Below are 19342 nucleotides of genomic sequence, written 5' to 3' on the forward strand. Positions count from 1 at the left end.
GGAAATGACCATGAGCTTCAATACCATTATCGACTGGAATAGCTGCAGCGCCGCACAACAGCAACAACTATTAATGCGCCCGGCGATTTCAGCTTCCGAGAGCATCAGCAAAACGGTAGCCGGGATCCTCGGCAACGTTAAAGAGAATGGCGATGCCGCTTTACGCGAATATAGCGCCAAATTCGATAAAACCACCGTCACGGCGCTGAAAGTGTCTGACGAAGAAATTGCCGCTGCCGGCGCGCGCCTCAGCGACGAACTCAAACAAGCGATGGCGGTAGCGGTCAACAATATCGAGACCTTTCATAACGCGCAGCAGTTGCAGGTTGTCGATGTTGAAACCCAGCCCGGCGTACGCTGCCAGCAGCTTACCCGCCCTATCGCCTCCGTCGGCTTATATATTCCGGGCGGCTCGGCGCCGCTGTTTTCAACGGTGCTGATGCTGGCAACGCCAGCGCGCATTGCCGGCTGTCAGGAAGTGGTACTGTGTTCGCCGCCGCCGATTGCCGATGAAATCCTTTATGCGGCGCACCTGTGCGGCGTGCGTAATATCTTTAACGTCGGCGGCGCGCAGGCTATCGCGGCAATGGCCTTCGGTACCGAATCGGTGGCAAAAGTCGCTAAAATCTTTGGCCCCGGCAACGCCTTCGTCACCGAGGCCAAACGCCAGGTCAGCCAGCGCCTCGACGGCGCGGCCATCGATATGCCTGCCGGCCCGTCGGAAGTTCTGGTGATCGCCGACGGCGGCGCGACGCCGGATTTCGTCGCCTCCGATTTACTCTCCCAGGCGGAACATGGCCCGGATTCCCAGGTTATCTTGCTGACCCCTGACGCCGACATGGGCTCCCGGGTCGCCGCAGCGGTTGAACGTCAGCTAGCTGCCCTGCCGCGTGCCGAAACCGCACGTGAAGCGCTTTCCGCCAGCCGTATCATTGTCGCCCGCGATCTCGCGCAATGTGTAGAGATCTCAAATCAGTACGGGCCGGAGCACCTGATTATCCAGACCCGCAACGCCCGTGAACTGGTTGACGGTATCACCAGCGCCGGTTCGGTATTCCTCGGCGACTGGTCGCCAGAATCGGCAGGTGATTACGCCTCCGGCACCAACCACGTGCTGCCAACTTATGGGTACACCGCGACCTGTTCCAGCCTCGGTCTGGCGGATTTCCAGAAACGAATGACCGTACAGGAACTGACGCGTGAAGGCTTTGCCGCCCTCGCCCCGACTATCGAGATCCTGGCTGCAGCCGAACTGCTGACCGCCCACAAAAACGCCGTGACGCTACGCGTGGCCGCCCTTAAGGAGCAAGCATGAGCATTGAAGACTTAGCCCGCGCCAATATTCGCGCGCTGACGCCGTATCAATCCGCCCGCCGTCTTGGGGGAAAAGGCGACGTGTGGCTGAACGCCAACGAATTCCCCACCGCTGTGGAATTCCAGTTGACCGAACAGACGTTAAACCGCTACCCGGAACCACAGCCGAAAGCGGTTATCGAAAACTACGCGCAATATGCTGGCGTAAAACCAGAGCAGGTACTGGTGAGCCGCGGTGCTGACGAAGGTATCGAGTTATTAATCCGAGCTTTTTGCGAACCCGGCGAAGACGCGGTCCTTTATTGCCCGCCTACCTACGGCATGTATAGCGTCAGCGCCGAAACTATCGGCGTTGAGTGCCGCACGGTGCCGACGCTCGCCGACTGGCAGCTCGATTTGCCTGCTATCGAAGCGAATCTCACCGGCGTGAAAGTGGTGTTTGTCTGCAGCCCAAATAATCCAACCGGGCAGATAATCAATCCACAAGATTTCCGCGCCCTGTTGGAAATGACGCGCGGTAAAGCGATCGTGGTAGCGGATGAAGCCTATATTGAGTTCTGTCCGCAGGCGTCGCTCGCCGGTTGGCTAAATGAATACCCGAACCTGGTTATCCTGCGCACCTTATCGAAGGCTTTTGCGCTGGCCGGACTGCGCTGCGGTTTTACGCTGGCGAATGCAGAGGTGATTAATGTCCTGCTGAAAGTCATCGCGCCTTATCCGCTTTCGACGCCGGTCGCCGATATCGCCGCCCAGGCGTTGAGCCCGGCAGGCATTGCCGCTATGCGCGCGCGTGTGGCGCAGATCCTTAATGAGCGCGCATACCTGGTCAATGCGCTGCGCGGCATCGCCTGCGTCGAGCAGGTTTTCGATTCCGAGACCAACTACCTGCTGGCGCGGATAACCGCCTCCAGCGCGGTGTTTAAATCTTTGTGGGATCAGGGCATTATCTTACGTGACCAAAATAAACAACCCTCATTAAGCTGCTGTTTGCGTATCACTATCGGTACCCGTGCAGAGAGCCAGCGCGTGATTGACGCTTTGACTGCGGAGAATGTATGACCCAGAAGTTTCTCTTTATTGACCGTGACGGTACGCTTATCTCCGAACCGCCGGTTGATTTTCAGGTAGACCGGTTTGAAAAACTGGCCTTCGAGCCGCAGGTGATCCCGGCGCTGCTTAAGCTGCAGCAGGAAGGCTACAAGCTGGTGATGATCACCAACCAGGACGGACTTGGTACCGATAGCCTGCCGCAAAATGAGTTCGACGGCCCGCACAACCTGATGATGCAAGTCTTCTCCTCGCAGGGCGTTAATTTTGAATTCGTCCTGATCTGCCCGCACATGCCTGGCGATAACTGCGACTGCCGCAAGCCGAAGACCCAGCTGGTATTGCCTTGGCTGGAAGACGGCGTGATGGATAAAGCCCACAGTTACGTCATCGGCGACCGCGCCACTGATATCGAGTTGGCGGATAACATGGGTATCACCGGCCTGCGCTATAACAGTGAAACGCTAAACTGGCCGACCATCTGCGAACAGCTGACCCGTCGCGATCGCTACGCTCACGTTGAACGTATCACCAAAGAGACTCAGGTTGACGTTAAAGTCTGGCTGGACCGTGAAGGCGGCAGCAAGATCCACACCGGCGTTGGTTTCTTCGACCACATGCTCGATCAGATTGCCACCCACGGCGGCTTTCGCCTGGAGATTAACGTCGGCGGCGATCTTTACATCGACGATCACCACACCGTAGAAGATACCGGCCTGGCGTTAGGTGAAGCGTTGAAGCTGGCGCTGGGTGATAAGCGCGGCATTAACCGCTTTGGCTTTGTGCTGCCGATGGATGAGTGCCTGGCGCGCTGCGCGCTGGATATCTCTGGCCGTCCACACCTCGAATATAAAGCTGACTTCACCTATCAGCGCGTTGGCGACCTGAGCACCGAGATGGTCGAACACTTCTTCCGCTCGCTCTCCTATACCATGGCGGTGACGCTGCACCTGAAAACCAAAGGTAAAAACGACCATCACCGCGTTGAGAGCCTGTTCAAAGCCTTCGGTCGTACGCTGCGCCAGGCCATTCGGGTCCAGGGCGACACCTTGCCATCTTCAAAAGGGGTATTGTGATGAACGTGGTGATCCTCGATACCGGGTGCGCCAACCTCAACTCGGTGAAATCTGCGGTGAGCCGCCACGGCTATGAGCCAGTGGTCAGCCGCGAGCCGGATGTTGTTCTGCGCGCCGATAAACTTTTTCTGCCCGGCGTCGGCACCGCGCAGGCTGCGATGGATCAGCTGCGCGAACGCGAGCTCATTGACTTAATTAAAGCCTGTACCCAGCCGGTGCTGGGGATCTGTCTCGGCATGCAGTTACTCGGTGCGCGCAGCGAAGAGAATAACGGCGTTGAGTTACTGGGCATTATTGATGAAGACGTGCCGAAAATGACCGACCACGGATTGCCGCTGCCGCATATGGGATGGAACCGGGTGTATGCCAAAGCAGGCGATCGTCTGTTCCGCGGCATTGAAGAAGGCGCTTATTTCTATTTCGTCCATAGCTACGCCATGCCGGTCAATCCGTACACTATCGCCCAATGCAACTACGGCGAGGCCTTCACCGCGGCGGTACAGAAAGATAACTTCTTTGGCGTACAGTTCCACCCTGAGCGCTCAGGTAGCGCCGGTGCGCAGCTGCTGAAAAATTTCCTGGAGATGTAATGATCATTCCAGCTTTAGATTTAATTGACGGTACCGTGGTACGCCTGCATCAGGGCGACTACGGCCAGCAGCGCGACTATGGCAACGATCCGTTACCACGCCTGCAATCCTATGCAGACCAGGGCGCGGAAGTATTGCACCTGGTTGATCTGACCGGGGCAAAAGACCCGGCAAAACGTCAGATTCCGCTGCTTAAGACCCTGGTCGCCGGTGTTACGGTACCGGTGCAGGTCGGCGGCGGCGTACGTACGGAAGAAGACGTTGCCGCACTGCTTGACGCCGGCGTGGCGCGCGTAGTGGTCGGTTCAACGGCGGTGAAATCGCCGGAAGTGGTCAAAGCCTGGTTTAAACGCTTTGGCCCCGAACATCTGGTGCTGGCGCTGGATGTACGTATTGATGCCGAGGGCAATAAACAGGTGGCGGTGAGCGGCTGGCAGGAAAACTCTGGCATCACTCTGGAAGAGCTGGTGGAAAGCTATCTGCCGGTCGGCTTGCAACATGTGCTGTGTACCGATATCTCCCGCGATGGTACTCTCGCGGGTTCCAACGTCTCACTGTATGAAGAGGTCTGCGCGCGTTATCCGCAGGTGGCGTTCCAGTCTTCCGGCGGGATCGGCGGTCTCAACGATATCGCCGCGCTGCGCGGAACCGGCGTCCGCGGCGTGATCGTCGGCCGCGCGCTGCTGGAAGGTAAATTCAACGTAACGGAGGCCATCCAATGCTGGCAAAACGGATAATCCCCTGCCTCGACGTCCGCGACGGCCAGGTAGTGAAAGGCGTACAGTTCCGCAATCACGAAATTATCGGTGATATTGTGCCGCTGGCAAAACGCTATGCCGATGAAGGCGCGGATGAACTGGTGTTCTACGATATTACCGCCTCCAGCGATGGCCGGGTAGTCGATAAAAGTTGGGTTTCACGCGTGGCGGAAGTCATTGATATTCCCTTCTGCGTCGCTGGCGGGATTAAGTCGCTGGAAGACGCGGCGCAGATCCTCTCCTTTGGCGCCGACAAAATTTCAATTAACTCGCCTGCGCTTGCGGATCCAACGTTAATCACCCGCCTCGCCGATCGCTTTGGCGTGCAGTGCATCGTGGTAGGTATCGATACCTGGTTTGATGAACAAACCGGTAAATATCACGTTAATCAGTACACCGGCGATGAGAGCCGAACTCGCGTCACCCAATGGGAAACGCTGGATTGGGTGCAGGAAGTACAAAAGCGCGGAGCAGGAGAAATCGTCCTCAACATGATGAACCAGGACGGCGTGCGCAACGGTTACGATCTGGATCAGCTCAGAAAGGTCCGTGAAGTATGTAACGTTCCGTTAATTGCCTCCGGCGGCGCCGGAACCATGGAGCACTTCCTTGAGGCCTTCCGCGACGCCAACGTCGATGGCGCCCTCGCCGCTTCCGTGTTCCATAAACAGATTATTAATATTGGCGAATTAAAAACGTTCCTGTCAGCCCAGGGCGTGGAGATCAGGGTATGTTGAGTGAACAGCTCGATTGGCAAAAAACCGACGGCATGATGCCGGCCATCATACAGCACGCTGAATCTGGCGAAGTGTTAATGCTGGGATATATGAATGAAGACGCGCTGGCGAAAACGCAAGAAAGTGGCAAAGTGACCTTCTACTCGCGCACCAAACAGCGCCTGTGGACAAAGGGTGAAACCTCCGGCAACTTTCTTAATGTGGTCAGCATCACCCCCGATTGCGATAACGATACCCTATTAGTGTTGGTCAACCCGATAGGCCCGACCTGCCACAAAGGGACTTCAAGCTGCTTTGGGGAAACCGGACACCAATGGCTGTTCCTCTATCAACTGGAACAACTGCTGGCCGAACGCAAACATGCTGACCCGGAGAGCTCATACACCGCGAAACTGTATGCCAGCGGCACCAAACGTATTGCGCAAAAAGTAGGTGAAGAAGGCGTGGAGACCGCGCTTGCAGCAACGGTACATGATACGTTTGAGCTGAAGAATGAGGCTTCTGACCTGATGTATCACCTGCTGGTGCTGCTGCAGGATCAGGGGCTGAATTTAGGGGAAGTGATCGATAATCTTAAGTCTCGACATTAGTAAAACATTACCTGCATAAAATAGACTCTGGTTTAATGTGATGACCATTTAAACCAGAGTCAATGTGTTAACCGTCTATTAAGGATGTTGCGGTAAGGGCACATCCCTTAATTCAGAGAAACGAATAGCGTCTTCTTTTTCATTCAGCACAAAATCAGAATTTTTTACCGCGTCTTTCATATGCTCATCAGAAACAGCATAGCCCATCATTTCTAACACCAGAAATTTGGTTAAATCAGATGAGAAGTAGTGGTTGTTGTTGCGCAATTTTTCAGCCTTCGCACACCAGGAGGTATCATTCATCAGCAATGGAATTTTATACATCTCATTATCGCTGGATGGGAAACCATGCCCCTGACCAACAACTTCCCCATGGTCTGATACATAAACCAACTTGTAATCTTTAAGATAGGTATCAGCAAGGGTAAAAATACTCTTTAAGGTATCATCGACGCTATAAATAGACGCATCATAATCATCAACCATTGGGTTGTCCGCTTCCCCTCTACGGTCAGAATAAGGCAAATGGTTACCCATCAAATGAATGACGTAAAAATTTCTCTCTTGCGATTGCTTAAAATAATGCTTGATTGCCGGTAATAACTTTTCATCCTGCCCCTCGTTAACTGGGAAACGGGTATTATTATCTTCCGGAGTTTGCAGTACTTCAGCATATTTTGCCAGATAACCGAAAGGCTTGTTCCACATGTTGTTTTGCATCTGAGAGTCGAACCAGTACGTGTGGTAGCCCTGCAATTGTGCCATCTCGATAAGATTCTTAAATTTAAACAAGTTGCCACGCTGCAAGGGCGTTTCAAAAGAAACCAGCATCGGTACTGCAAGTCGTGTTTGCGCAGCCGGTGAGTGAACGTTATTAACGACACATATTTGTCCATCTCTATCCATCTGCGATAAGTTTGGCGTAGTATCTTTTCCATAGCCATAAATGCCATAGCGCCCAGGGTTCGATGATTCGCCGATGACATAAATAATGTTCTTGCTACCTTCCGTCTCTTTTTTAATATAAGCAGGATATTCTTTATGCTCTATTTTTTTGTATTTAACATCATCAACTATATTTTCAGCGATAATCGACACTGAGGAAACAAGAGGCCCAAAAAAAATCTTGTACTGATCGATGTATGGCTGCGAAATAAAAGTTGGTGAATATTCGAGATTGTTAATAAAGAATTTTGTACCCCAAAAACTAACACCATCGATCACTGGCTTTGAAAGAATAAGAATAAGACTAATAGTCAAAACAACACGCTCTTTAACAGAGTAGCGTGCCTTCGGTATTTTAATCGATAACAGTGAGAGCGCAAAAAGTATGAAAAGGAAACCCACAAGGAATTTGAGACCAAACGTTTGCACTGTACCTAATGAAACGGATAGGCCTACCCCGAAGGTTGACATAACCATACTGGTAGATAGTCCACCATATTTTTGATAGATAAAATAAGTCAGGAATGTGATCAATGAAACAAAAACAACCAGACTATTTCTAATTATTTTATTACGAATACAAAAAATCAAACGTAAGAAAATAAAGACAGAGAAAAAAGTGGTAAAAAATATGTTTGTAGGTTCAAACCAACACAACACAAGGGACAGAAAAAACAGTATAAAATATAAAAAACGTCTGGTTTTTAAATACTCTAAACATCTAAAAAAAGCGCTCATGCAAACTCCGAAATAAAGCAACTTATTATTGTGCATTGTAATGTTGCTATTTTAACACACTGAATCTCACTGACAAATATCACTCCATTGATCCTGGATAATGAAAGCGTTTAAAAATAATTTATTCGGCATGATGGGAGCTGCACTCCGGGCTTAATTTCACATACTTAAGCAAATTTAATGTTAAATCCACAATCGTGAAACCGATCACAACAACAAAAAAATAACTACCAGTTAACATCAGTGTGGTAATATAAACAAATACCGTCAGGTTCTCCTACTTGACGCGTTGATTATGGAATCACAACAAAAATAAAGCCAAACAGGCTACGGGGTCTCACTTGCAACATTATAAACATCTCGACGGACTCCGCGGAGTCGCGTCGCTTGTCGTCGTGCTTTACCATATGGATGTATTTATGGGGGTGCTGGTATCGCCAAATGGATTATATTCACAAAACTCAGTATGGTGGCAGATATATCGAAGAATATTGGATGGGAACTTCTCAGTTTGTCTATTTTTCGTGATGAGTGGCTATGTGTTGCTCATTGGCTTTTATAAGCGGCAAAACGACATTTCTTATCTTAAAGAAAGTTTTATAAAAAGATACTTTAGACTTACCCCACTGGTACTCGCTTCAGTCATTCTGGCTGTTGTTTTACAAAATACGATTGGCTTCCATAATGTCGACATGGCGGCCATCGTAGGTGGACACGAGTGGTTAAAATCTAACTATCAATCAGAACTCACACTAACTGGCGCTATATACAATGGTCTGTATTCTGCTTACATAGGTGATACATCCTATAATGGCCCCCTCTGGACGATTAAAATAGAGTTAATGGGATCACTCTTTTTGTATCTCTATGCCGCATTATTTTTTGTCAAAAAAAAAGGTGCCCACATCATTATATCAGCAATACTTATCTATCTGATTGAACCGACACTTGGCTGCTATTTGATACTATTTATCATTGGCGGTACTATTTTGGTATATAACATAAAGCTTGAACCTAAGTTTTTTCTTCCAGCCAGTATATTGACAATTGTTCTTGCAACAGAAAATCCGTGGACAATTGAAATTAACTTCTTAAATGAACTCACTGGTTTTAGTAAAGAAGGTTTAGCCACATTCTGTCATTCAATCGCAGCAGTAGTTTTATTATTAATAGCAAATACATCATCAATACTTTCAAATTATCTGTCCAGACCTGTATTTACTTTTCTGGGTAAGATATCATTTTCCTTATATGTGTTTCATATCCCTATTATCATGAGTATTGGAACGGCATTATTTGTTTATTTACATGATGCAGGTATTACTAACCAATTTGCCAGTATAATAAGCACATTAGTCAGTTTATTATGTTGCGTGCTTATCTCATGGCTGGGCTATACATTTGTTGATAAACCTTCAACCAAAATCGCATCCTTAGTTGGCGACAAGTTGAATATGAGAGCCAGCGAATTGTAAAAAAAAACCGCGAAAGAAATCTTTCGCGGCTTTTAGTAAAACAGAAAAGTTAAAATGTTTTAGCTTTTAGTAGCTTTAAATAAAACATAAACCTTTCTCTTCCTTTATTTTTGGCTATTACCAGCATATCAAATTTTGACAGAATCTTTTTGGATACGAAAATTTGTGCCAGGACCTGTTTAAAATACTCATCCTTGAATTTGGCTTCAATCACACTCCACGCCCAGAAATGGACATCGAGTTCTAACTCAAATAATTTACGTTCTTCATCATAGTTGAACGTATCTGAGTTACGACTGTAGATCCAATCAAAAATAGGGAAATGAACATAAAGTCGGTCATCCCGCACAGAAATATCCTGACCTAAGCGCCCTTGACGATAATAGTAATAATCAAAAGGTATATTAGCAATAATCTTAGCGTTTAAAAAAGTCTCGAACTGGAAAGGTAAATCATCAAACCGGCGAATATGCTCAGGGAAAGAAATGCCTTTGTTTTTCAGCATGTCGGCAGAGTAAATACGACGCCACATCGTTGGGCGTTCGCGTAACAAATCCAGGCGAGTGAGATTGATGTCCAGTGGGAACTTGACTATTTCACCAGTCTCGTAAGCTTCTTTATAGCCACACTGGGAAATATCAGCATTTTTCATCACCGCGGCACGGAACAAATCTTCATACATCTGAAGATCGCACCAATCATCACCGTCAACAAAACCAATATATTGACCTTTGGCCTGGCTAACGCCGGCATTTCGCGCTGTCGCGCAACCACCGTTTACTTTATGGATGACTTTCACTCTACCTGGGTATTTCGCCGCCCAGGCGTCAGCTTTCTCACCGGAATCATCCGGCGTACCATCATCGACGACTAAAATCTCAATATTCTCAATGGACTGATTTGCCAGTGACTCTATGCACTGGTCGATATAGGCGCTGATATTATATGCAGGTACGACGACTGAAACTTCATACTCATACTTCTGGCGGCTACCCGTAAGAGGTTGGTGTTGATCCTGGATACGCCAGTAAAAAGTATCCGCCGCACGCGCGCATTGGCGATAAACAATCAATGGATCAATATCATATTGGTTGAATTCACCACAAATATGGTCAAGTTTCCACTGCGCAGTGACATATTCCAAAGCTGCCCGACTAAAGGCCGGAAGAGAAATACGTACACTAACGTGCCGCTCTCCAATCAATTCATTAATTTCGGGGTTCGAGAAATTATCAAACAGGTAGACACGATCTTTCAGTTCAGGGTTTTTGTTTAATAGTTCCTGAATACGCTTAAATTTGCTTGCATTAGATTCAACAACAATAATCGCGCGCGGCTTGCTGTTATAAAATGCGACCAGAATTTCAAGACCAGTATAAGTCCCCACAAAAGCCAGAACATCACTTTCGCAAGAAAAGAAATCTACGCCAAAAAAACTGCGCTCGATAATATGCTTATGTTGTGCTAGCTCATCATGGCTAATTGCTGAAGGTAGTTTATTTAGATATGCATTCAATTGTGTTCTATTGATCATTTTGTTAACCCACTACCCGTTTTCCGAACTTGTTTTTTGCAAAACGCAAAGCTTTTTTGAAGATCAATTTATTGACATCAATGTTTGCAGTTGAAATAGCCTTCAACAATTTAAATTTTGTTGACAGCGTTTGCTTACCAGTACTGTACTCAGTGAGGAAATCCGTAGCACCATTGAAAAACGCCAACATGAGAATGAACTCTCTGTTACGTTCCGCAAAGCCTAAGGATGTTTTTAAACGCGAACGCACAACCGGATTCGATGCCGAAAATAGATCCACACCTTGCTGGAAGTAACGCCGTCTGTCGCTCAGAGTTGTATATCGTCCACACCAGAAAATCATTTTGAATATTAGCGACATCACACAATATTGCTGATAAGCATTGAGGCCCGTAACTTCAGGCTTTTGCAATAACTCTTTCGCTGTCTTAATGATATCAAATCGCTTTTCGCTTTTTTGATCTGTAATCTTCCCTTCGCGATTAACTCGGTAAAAATAGCCGACAGTATCTATCATACCAATTTTTGTTGCGTTAACCAGACTTACAATATGCGGGGTAACATCTTCAAAATGAATACCCACTGGGAAGATAGTTATATACTTGTCAAAAAACTCTTTCTTAAGGATACGGTTGTTCGTATTTGGTTCAAGGCTGAGAATTTGCGGATATGCTGCAATATTAACAGTCTTCTTAAGTTCACCGCCTAAAATATAATCCCACGTCGCCGCATCATAGAATGGGTAGGAGTCTTTAGTTTGGTTGTCATACACGTATGAACGATATAATACAATATCAAGATCGTCAGACTCAGCAAACTTCAGCGAATCCAGAACAGCTTTTTCATTTAACCAATCATCGCTATCGCAGAAAGAAATATATTGGCCATTCGCATAGCGTAAGGCCGTGTTTCTGGCCTCTGATAGTCCTTTATTTTCCTGGGATATGAAAACTGCATTACCTTTATAGGTATCAAGCCACTGCTGAACAACTTCGACACTATTGTCAGTACTACCATCATTTACAATGATAATTTCTATTTGATCATTACCATTTTTATCAAATGAAGATAAAGTCTTCTCCACAAAACCAGAGGTATTATAGACTGGTACAATAATAGACAATTTTGGTATAACCTTCGATTGTCGAGTATCACAAACTATCATGTCGCTCATTACTGTCTCTTGTATGAATATATTTAACTTCAGGCTGGATTTTATAACCTAACCAAATCAAAATTTATATCTTTCGTATAAATACAACTCTGATTCTTACCCGTAAGAAGAAATAATTAACTGTAACAACATTATCATTAAGAATAAAGACCAAAGCAGTCAATATTTAAATAAAGTATTTCTTCCAAAAAGTCTCAGATGTAAAGTATGAAATCTTATTTCCATACTCTTCTGCAACAGCATTATAAGCAAAGTACCCTTTGCTAATGACCCATAGTGTTTTAATTATCAATCTAGCGCAGCGTAATTTATTTTGTTTCAGTACGATAAAACTACCGTCAGTAGTTTCATAGTAAACTTCAGTATTCAAAAAAACCTGTTTTGTCGGATGAATTTCTGTGTTCGGTATTCGTACACTATTTCCAGACGTGATAAAGTTAGGAACCAAATGACCATTGAGAAGAAACAGCCTGAGTATCTTAGCCCATTTAGGTTCAGGTCCATTACGGTCCGTTTTTTTCACGGCCTTGCCATCCGCTACTTCTCCAGCGCGTTCATCTTTCGACAACTCACTAATCCGTCTACGAGCTTTTTCAGCATCAGGATCGTCAATCCAAAAATCACCACCTTTCATCACATCTAAATAAGCTTCGATGATAGCCTCGGCCGAAGAATATCGGTAGGAAAAGCATAGTAAAAGCACTTTTGCTAATATCCAAAAAGCTATCTGTCTTCTTTTCTTTGGCGACGGGTATACAAACGCCGGGACCAGCAACCCTCTGACGCTTAAATATTCAACTAATGCACTATATTTTTGATTAAAATTCATCTGCCATGATGCAATGCCATTGAGAGTCACGATCGGGTAGGCGTGCATTACCCCGAATAAAATGTCATCGCCACGGACAAAGAATGGAAAAGCATAGTGTTTTGCCGCTGATACTTTAAAAGCGCAGAACCACCATGCGGCATAATTGGCCTGTCCGTCCTCTTGATTAAACACATCAAGCCCGCCTGGTGTTGAAACATCAACACCGTTTTTTAAGGGCCGCATTCGTATCTGCTTGTAAGGATAAATAGCGCCGGCCTCGTATACTGTCTGGGGTTTATCCTCATATAGCATACTGCCTGCAATCATCTGTTCATCGTTTTTTGAAAAACACATGAACCAATATGCTCTTTTGATACTTTCAATTTCACAGGATGCGTCATCATCCATAAAGATACAATAAGTTTCTTTATTGTTCTTTTTCACCTCAAATAAACCGCGGGTGAAACCACCGGCCCCCCCCATGTTTTTATTTTTTATATAGGTAACATTAGGTCCTGGCTCTAAATCTAAATTGCACCCATTATCTATAACATATACATGAAATTTTGACTGACCGATACTATCGGCAAATAAGTTCTCCTCAAATCTCGACAATGTCGATAATAATGCTGCCTGTCGATTATAAGTAGTGATGACAATCGCTAACTTACCAAAATCCTCTACTGCCCCATATGTAGTAAAAGAAAAACTCCTGATTTCACTATCATCAATTGACGACCAGTAAAAATAAAGCCTACCGTCAAGACATTCACTTAATTCTAGATTATCTATTGTGACTGCCCCTTCAACTTCGCGCTGAAAGACTTTCTTTAATACATCATGGTTTTTGAAGAAAATAGTGGCAATACCTCTACCAACAACATCAATTTTAAAACCAAGCTGATTAACCGTTGTGTATTTAGACCATTTTTGGAGATCAAATGAATTATAAAAAGTATCAAAACAAACTTCTTGATTTTTAAATACCCTAACGTACCCTGCATCATTAACACATGTAGATACATTATCAGATAAAAAATACAGAGCGCTAATTTCACGGTGGTGTATATCAGGGAATACTGATGACTGTAACGAAATACTATTATTCATAGACCTAACCGTATCTTTATTTTTCAGCGCTGGAACAGTTCTTCATATACTTGTAATGTTTTATCAATAACAATTTCTGATGTATAATGATTGACAATATTTTCCCTGGCATTGATACCCATTTTCTGTCTGTCATCATCTTCATTTATCAATGCTTTAATTCTCGCGGCCAGTTCTTTGACATTTTTGCGTTCAACTATATAACCATTATAGCCGTCTTTAATTAGTGAGTTACACCCACCATTATCATAGACAACACAAGCTCTACCCACGGCACCAGCCTCAAGCAGAATTCGTGGTACACCTTCGGGATATACAGAAGGAAGAGCAACAATATTTGCCCCAGCAATCAATTCTCTAATATCATCTCGAGTACCTAACCAGACAATATCTCCCGCTGCGTGCCATTTTTCTATTTGCCCCAAGGTAATTCCATCGTCGTCATTCTCAACGATAATACCTGCTACGTGGATGGTACAATCTATCCCTTCTAACTTTAGGATTCTTTTCGCCTTAATGAGGTCAAGTAATCCTTTACTGTGTAGCATGCGGCTGGCAAAAAGTATTGTTCCATGTGTCAATTTCGGCTCTTGCTGGTAAGAAAAATAACTGGTATTAACACCAGCGCCGTCAATGACCTTTGCCTTCTCCTCTTTGATTCCTAGCAGAGAAAGTATTTTTCTTTTATCTTCTCGGTGTTCAAATATGATTTTACAATCGACATTTGAGAACAAGTATCGATACAATCTAAGCACCAGCCAACGTAATATTTTAAAAATGAGTTGCTCACTTTCAAATACCCGCCCTAAACCTACAAAACTATAAACAAGTTTAGTTTTATGATATTTTGCCCACAGGCAACTTATAATACCGGGTTTAATCGTAATACAATGAAGGATATCAGGATTAATCGTTTTCAATATCTTCGAGGCATTTAAAAAGCCTTTGATAAAAGCAAATGGATTGATGCTTTTCTCATTAATTTGACTATTGATACAGTGAAATCCTAATGCAGAAAGTCTATCTGAAATTGCATCATCTAAAAAATTAGCAATAACATAGACATCATATCCATTATCTAAAGCAGCAATTCCTCTTTCTAGCCAATGAAGCTCAAAATACCAGGCAGAGTTTACAAAATAGCATAACTTCTTCTTCATAGCGGATTATGCACCTCTACCTTTTGGCTTCCAGAAACCATCCTTGATTCCATTATAGACATTAATCATACATTCTTTCCGCTTGTCATGTTTCAATGCTGTGAATATATACTTCAATAATCTTAATGAAACATCAAACAAGGTGAAAGGCGAATCATCCTGGAATATTTTACGGGACAAGATAAGGTTTCTGCTTAAATAATATAATTTCCATGGCGCAATTAATTTATTCGTAGTATCAATATCATGGACAATACATAATTCAGGAAGGTATATAATAGGTGTATGCAGTAGAACCAGATGATGACCAAAGTAAACATCGTCATAATAGATAAAAAGCTCATCATATATAAACGATATAGATTTCTTTAGTGTTTCCTGACTAATCAACATCCCTACAAATGAAACACTCACCACGGTCTCTTGTTTATGGCCGTCAGGAATAAAACGTGCAGGATTAGTTCTGTAAGCTATATTACCCAAAATGCCATTAGGAATTTTCTTCCAGGGTATATTCATTTTACAGTAATTGCCTGAAGTATCCACCACCGTGCAGACATAAACATTTTCAATTGATAGGTCAAGGGTCTGAAACGCAACGCCAAAATTATGATTCGGATATGCATCGTCATCGTAAAACAGAACCCAATCAGTGTTCAAATTTTGCGTTATCCATTGCGCTCCGTATTTAAAACCGCCAGCCCCACCATCATTCACCTCTCGATGTAAAACTTTAACTCGCTCATCGCAAACAGAATCAAGATAGGCTTGAGTATCATCGGTTGATGCATTGTTAACCACAACTATATACTGAAAAGGCAACGCCAGCGTTGCCTCAATTGTTGTTTTTAACTTTTCTAACCGATTATAAGTGACGATTAGAGCAGCTACATTCATCTGACTTTAACCGTAAATACAGGCATCACTGAATTCTGTTCTAATGACTTAAGATAAGTTCTTCCCGTTTCCAGAGCTTCAGCAATAGTTACGTCCATATCAAGATAGCGGTATGTCCCCAGACGACCAACAAAGGTAATATTTGCTTCTTTTTCAGCGCGATCGAGATAATTTTGCAGCATGGCCATCTCACCTACCTGTCGAATTGGGTAGTATGGAATATCCTCAGGCTCACATGCTCGACTAAATTCGCGGTAGCAGATTGATTTCTCGTGACTCTCCCATGGAGCAAAGTATTTATGCTCAGTAATACGGGTGTAAGGCACTTTTTGCTCACCATAATTCATTACCGCACATCCCTGATAATCACCTTCGGTTCGGAAAGCATCGAAATCCAGGGTACGATAGCCCAGGCGCCCCATATCGTATTTATAAAAACCATCCAGCGCGCCACTATAAAATACATGATCATATTCGCCACGAGTGGTCTCATCATACTGGGTGTTTAAAGCCACAGTAATATTTTTGTGATCTAATATCTTATCAACGATTACCGTATAGCCGTCTTTTGGCATTCCCTGATATTTATGATTAAAGTAGTTATCATCATAATTGAATCGTACAGGCAGACGCTTAAGAATTGAAGCCGGGAGCTCCGACGGAGACATTCCCCACTGTTTGATGGTGTAACCTTTAAAAAAGGCTTCATATAGTTCTTTGCCGACAAAACGCAGTGCCTGCTCTTCAAATGTTGCAGGTTCTTCTATCGTTTTATCACTCTTCTCATCAATTAATTTACGCGCTTCGGTTGGGGAGCACGTAGTATGGAAGAACTGATTAATTGTGTGTAAGTTGATTGGTAAGGAAAAGACTTGCCCATTGACCGTCGTCTTCACTCGGTTCACATAAGGCATCATTTCCGTGTATTGGTTGATGTACTCCCAAACTTCAGCATTGTCAGTATGGAAAATATGAGGGCCATAAGTATGAACCATAACATTGGTTTCACTATCCCGCTCACTATAGCAGTTACCAGCAACATGCGGCCGGCTGTCAATAATCGTCACCTGATGACCAGCTTCAGCCAATAAGCGACCAATAACCGCGCCTGAAAATCCTGCGCCGACAATAAGTACATTCTTCTGCATTAGTTTTTCCATCAAGCCATTGAGGCTACATATTCATCAACAATTGAGCTTGCCTCACCGATCGCTTTCAACCGATGATTTTCAACCCACACAACTTTATCGCAAATCTGCATGACATCTTTCATGCTGTGGCTAACAAACAGGATTGTTACCCCACGTTTTCTGAACTCATTGATTGTTTCAATGCATTTGCGTTGGAATGCGATATCACCAACCGCAAGGACTTCGTCGATAATCAATACATCTGGATCAACCTGACTAATTACTGAAAAGCCCAGTTTCGCCAGCATTCCACTGGAGTATACGCGAATAGGCTCATCAATAAACTCGCCTAGCTCTGAGAACTCGATAATTTTATCAAGCCGCTTGTTTACTTCTGCTCTGCGTAACCCCAGTAAGGTGGCATTAAGTTTGATATTTTCGCGCCCGGTCAGTTCCGGATGAAAACCGCCTCCCAACTCCAGCATCGAAGCCACGCGTCCGACAACTTTAACCTCGCCCTTACTTGGCTTTAGCACACCAGCAACGAGACCAAGGGTAGTACTTTTGCCTGCGCCATTGCGTCCAATCAATGCAACTGATTCACCCTTATTAACGGTGAATGACACGTTTTCGATCGCCAGATATTTGCGACCTTTTAGCAAATTAAAGGCCCGACGCGGATGAAAAAACAGATCTTTAATGCCAGAGCCAATATGATGATATAGAGGATACTCTTTTGTTACATTGCAAAATTCAATAACAGCTGTCATCACAAAATCTCTGCAAATCGATATTTTAATTTATTAAAGACCCACACCCCTAGCAGCAATACAACCATGCCTGATGAGTATAGATAAGTGATATGCACATAATCCAGGTTGCCATTCATAAGCAGATCTCGCCAGGCCATAATCATGCTAGCCAGTGGATTATAATCAATGATCCAGGTAAATTGTTGCGGGATCATATCGGAATTATAGAGTATCGGGGTACAGTAGAACATCAACATGATACCTAAAGCGACAAATCGCTCCAGGTCACGGAAGAACAAATTTAGCGTTGAGAAAATTAGAGCAAATCCAAATGTAAAAATAATTTGACCGATCGCCAGTAGCGGAATGCCCCAGAACCAACTAAGCGATGGCGACATACCATAAATATAAAGAAATACTGCAATTACAGGAATTGTACACAAGAAATGTAACCCTTCCATCATTACATTGCTCAAAGGGATAACCGAGCGTGGAAATACTGTTTTCTTAATAATCTGCGCGTTGGAGATAAATGAATACAATGAATTGGTTGCTGAACTTGCAAACCATTGCCATGGGAACAATCCAGTGATTAGAAAAACGGTATAATTTGGAATTTGTACTCTCATTACCATTTTAAAAATAAAATAGTAAATCATCGCAAATAATAAAGGGTTTGCAATAGACCATAAATATCCAAAGATGCTACTTTTATAGCGAACTTTTAAATCTTTATTAGTTATCACAACAAGTAGATCAAATAAATATCCTAATTTAAACTTCATTATTTGCACTCATTTTTTTGAAATCGACCACGCAACCATACTCACCTTTATTACCTCGGAGAAAATAGTGCATAGCTATAATATCAACATAATTATTATATAGTCACCAAAAGCGGCCGTTGCCTTTTAACCCACTGTATGGATAAACCCTTCTCAGCAACCATACGCAGTTCCACATAATAGCGTACTATACACCATCATTTAGAGTATGTTACGGGGGGAACTATACGGCCACAAATGATTAGCTTTCTCATTTTGACCTGCTTCAGCCATCTACCTCACCAATCAGAGACACGCTACCGCCATTGGCTATCGCAACCAAAGCGCGCAGAACAAGTCTATAATTTTATAAATCTTCATAAACTTCAATGCATTGCAATCTAAATGCTACCGCAAGAGCCTATGATCTCGCTCTATCTCAAGCATCATTCTTGAGCTCAATCTGAGTGCGGTCACTCTCTCTGCTTTAGAGGCAACTTGCCATCAGGTTAGTCTCATTTCAGACAACGGACCTGGCAACGGAGATGCTTAACGTTAAGTGAGTTGCCCCATTCGGCAGCATCATTAATGTTAGTGGTATACTTGTCTATTATGGTAATAAAATCAGAAAGTTGCAATGTGAGCTTCTCAAGCGAATACCATATGAATGAAACAGCAGCATAGTATACTCCCGGCCTATAAGATTAAAAGCGAAAAAGCAGGATTGACTGGCAAAGAAG

The 19342-nt window shown here is 44.3% G+C and carries 17 protein-coding genes; 8 read left to right on the plus strand and 9 right to left on the minus strand.

All coding sequences use genetic code 11. The annotated features are described in order from the left end of the window. Window positions 1-10: 10 nt before the first annotated feature. Genes hisD through hisIE form a run of 7 tightly spaced genes read left to right on the plus strand, consistent with a single transcriptional unit; the run spans window position 11 to window position 6112 of the window. Window positions 11-1315: a histidinol dehydrogenase gene (hisD, locus tag PGR79_RS04300; RefSeq protein WP_430921113.1), complete on the plus strand. Its 1305-nt coding sequence runs from the start codon at window positions 11-13 to the stop codon at window positions 1313-1315. Further along, window positions 1312-2373 (plus strand): histidinol-phosphate transaminase, encoded by a 1062-nt coding sequence (gene hisC / locus PGR79_RS04305; RefSeq protein ID WP_430921115.1) that lies wholly within the window; start codon window positions 1312-1314, stop codon window positions 2371-2373. The genes hisD and hisC overlap by 4 nt, the downstream gene beginning before the upstream one ends. Then, window positions 2370-3437 (plus strand): bifunctional histidinol-phosphatase/imidazoleglycerol-phosphate dehydratase HisB, encoded by a 1068-nt coding sequence (gene hisB, locus PGR79_RS04310; protein WP_271031465.1) that lies wholly within the window; start codon window positions 2370-2372, stop codon window positions 3435-3437. The genes hisC and hisB overlap by 4 nt, the downstream gene beginning before the upstream one ends. Continuing rightward, window positions 3437-4027: an imidazole glycerol phosphate synthase subunit HisH gene (gene hisH, locus PGR79_RS04315; protein WP_087860475.1), complete on the plus strand. Its 591-nt coding sequence runs from the start codon at window positions 3437-3439 to the stop codon at window positions 4025-4027. The genes hisB and hisH overlap by 1 nt, the downstream gene beginning before the upstream one ends. Then, a complete protein-coding gene (gene hisA, locus PGR79_RS04320) occupies window positions 4027-4764 on the plus strand; it encodes a 1-(5-phosphoribosyl)-5-[(5-phosphoribosylamino)methylideneamino]imidazole-4-carboxamide isomerase (RefSeq protein ID WP_213794935.1) in 738 nt (245 codons plus the stop codon). The genes hisH and hisA overlap by 1 nt, the downstream gene beginning before the upstream one ends. Further along, window positions 4746-5522: an imidazole glycerol phosphate synthase subunit HisF gene (gene hisF / locus PGR79_RS04325; RefSeq protein WP_045391773.1), complete on the plus strand. Its 777-nt coding sequence runs from the start codon at window positions 4746-4748 to the stop codon at window positions 5520-5522. The genes hisA and hisF overlap by 19 nt, the downstream gene beginning before the upstream one ends. Then, a complete protein-coding gene (gene hisIE, locus PGR79_RS04330; RefSeq protein WP_113373509.1) occupies window positions 5516-6112 on the plus strand; it encodes a bifunctional phosphoribosyl-AMP cyclohydrolase/phosphoribosyl-ATP diphosphatase HisIE in 597 nt (198 codons plus the stop codon). Before hisF ends, hisIE begins: the two co-directional genes overlap by 7 nt. A 78-nt stretch (window positions 6113-6190) precedes the next feature. On the opposite strand, the gene PGR79_RS04335 is transcribed toward hisIE, so the two are convergent. Then, on the minus strand, window positions 6191-7795 hold the full coding sequence (locus PGR79_RS04335) for a phosphoethanolamine transferase (protein WP_162750158.1): 1605 nt from the start codon (window positions 7793-7795) through the stop codon (window positions 6191-6193). A 341-nt stretch (window positions 7796-8136) separates the two neighbouring features. Here PGR79_RS04335 and PGR79_RS04340 point away from each other — a divergent pair, with 341 nt between their 5' ends. Next, complete coding sequence (locus PGR79_RS04340) at window positions 8137-9270, plus strand: acyltransferase family protein (protein ID WP_113373507.1); 1134 nt, start codon at window positions 8137-8139, stop codon at window positions 9268-9270. Between the two features lie 49 nt (window positions 9271-9319). On the opposite strand, the gene PGR79_RS04345 is transcribed toward PGR79_RS04340, so the two are convergent. The 8 genes from PGR79_RS04345 to PGR79_RS04380 form a co-directional block, all read right to left on the minus strand. Beyond that, window positions 9320-10804: a glycosyltransferase gene (locus tag PGR79_RS04345; protein ID WP_271031461.1), complete on the minus strand. Its 1485-nt coding sequence runs from the start codon at window positions 10802-10804 to the stop codon at window positions 9320-9322. A gap of 4 nt (window positions 10805-10808) precedes the next feature. Then, complete coding sequence (locus tag PGR79_RS04350) at window positions 10809-11978, minus strand: glycosyltransferase family 2 protein (RefSeq protein ID WP_087860469.1); 1170 nt, start codon at window positions 11976-11978, stop codon at window positions 10809-10811. Window positions 11979-12144: 166 nt separating this feature from the next. Continuing rightward, window positions 12145-13899: a glycosyltransferase gene (locus tag PGR79_RS04355; protein WP_113373504.1), complete on the minus strand. Its 1755-nt coding sequence runs from the start codon at window positions 13897-13899 to the stop codon at window positions 12145-12147. A 23-nt stretch (window positions 13900-13922) separates the two neighbouring features. Then, complete coding sequence (locus PGR79_RS04360; RefSeq protein ID WP_113373503.1) at window positions 13923-15059, minus strand: glycosyltransferase family 4 protein; 1137 nt, start codon at window positions 15057-15059, stop codon at window positions 13923-13925. 6 nt (window positions 15060-15065) lie between these two features. Next, on the minus strand, window positions 15066-15956 hold the full coding sequence (locus tag PGR79_RS04365) for a glycosyltransferase (protein ID WP_113373502.1): 891 nt from the start codon (window positions 15954-15956) through the stop codon (window positions 15066-15068). Continuing rightward, the gene (gene glf, locus PGR79_RS04370) at window positions 15953-17104 is read right to left on the minus strand and encodes a UDP-galactopyranose mutase (RefSeq protein ID WP_113373501.1); all 1152 of its coding nucleotides are present in this window, start codon (window positions 17102-17104) and stop codon (window positions 15953-15955) included. The genes PGR79_RS04365 and glf overlap by 4 nt, the downstream gene beginning before the upstream one ends. An 11-nt stretch (window positions 17105-17115) precedes the next feature. Beyond that, a complete protein-coding gene (locus PGR79_RS04375) occupies window positions 17116-17856 on the minus strand; it encodes an ABC transporter ATP-binding protein (protein ID WP_045391802.1) in 741 nt (246 codons plus the stop codon). Continuing rightward, window positions 17856-18623 carry an ABC transporter permease gene (locus PGR79_RS04380; protein WP_087860464.1) on the minus strand — a complete coding sequence of 256 codons (768 nt, stop codon included), beginning with the start codon at window positions 18621-18623 and terminating at the stop codon, window positions 17856-17858. Before PGR79_RS04380 ends, PGR79_RS04375 begins: the two co-directional genes overlap by 1 nt. Window positions 18624-19342: the final 719 nt, after the last annotated feature.

It is taken from the genome of Klebsiella sp. 141161, assembly GCF_050600815.1.
GTDB lineage: Bacteria > Pseudomonadota > Gammaproteobacteria > Enterobacterales > Enterobacteriaceae > Klebsiella > Klebsiella aerogenes.

Bases quoted from the DNA above. Each gene is read 5' to 3' on its own strand.
- PGR79_RS04335 (WP_162750158.1), bottom strand. From the start codon at position 7,795: ATGAGCGCTTTTTTTAGATGTTTAGAGTATTTAAAAACCAGACGTTTT.
- hisA (WP_213794935.1), top strand. From the start codon at position 4,027: ATGATCATTCCAGCTTTAGATTTAATTGACGGTACCGTGGTACGCCTG.
- PGR79_RS04375 (WP_045391802.1), bottom strand. From the start codon at position 17,856: ATGACAGCTGTTATTGAATTTTGCAATGTAACAAAAGAGTATCCTCTA.
- PGR79_RS04360 (WP_113373503.1), bottom strand. From the start codon at position 15,059: ATGAAGAAGAAGTTATGCTATTTTGTAAACTCTGCCTGGTATTTTGAG.
- hisF (WP_045391773.1), top strand. From the start codon at position 4,746: ATGCTGGCAAAACGGATAATCCCCTGCCTCGACGTCCGCGACGGCCAG.
- hisD (WP_430921113.1), top strand. From the start codon at position 11: ATGAGCTTCAATACCATTATCGACTGGAATAGCTGCAGCGCCGCACAA.
- hisC (WP_430921115.1), top strand. From the start codon at position 1,312: ATGAGCATTGAAGACTTAGCCCGCGCCAATATTCGCGCGCTGACGCCG.
- hisIE (WP_113373509.1), top strand. From the start codon at position 5,516: ATGTTGAGTGAACAGCTCGATTGGCAAAAAACCGACGGCATGATGCCG.
- PGR79_RS04365 (WP_113373502.1), bottom strand. From the start codon at position 15,956: ATGAATGTAGCTGCTCTAATCGTCACTTATAATCGGTTAGAAAAGTTA.
- hisH (WP_087860475.1), top strand. From the start codon at position 3,437: ATGAACGTGGTGATCCTCGATACCGGGTGCGCCAACCTCAACTCGGTG.
- PGR79_RS04345 (WP_271031461.1), bottom strand. From the start codon at position 10,804: ATGATCAATAGAACACAATTGAATGCATATCTAAATAAACTACCTTCA.
- PGR79_RS04355 (WP_113373504.1), bottom strand. From the start codon at position 13,899: ATGAATAATAGTATTTCGTTACAGTCATCAGTATTCCCTGATATACAC.
- PGR79_RS04380 (WP_087860464.1), bottom strand. From the start codon at position 18,623: ATGAAGTTTAAATTAGGATATTTATTTGATCTACTTGTTGTGATAACT.
- glf (WP_113373501.1), bottom strand. From the start codon at position 17,104: ATGCAGAAGAATGTACTTATTGTCGGCGCAGGATTTTCAGGCGCGGTT.
- hisB (WP_271031465.1), top strand. From the start codon at position 2,370: ATGACCCAGAAGTTTCTCTTTATTGACCGTGACGGTACGCTTATCTCC.
- PGR79_RS04350 (WP_087860469.1), bottom strand. From the start codon at position 11,978: ATGAGCGACATGATAGTTTGTGATACTCGACAATCGAAGGTTATACCA.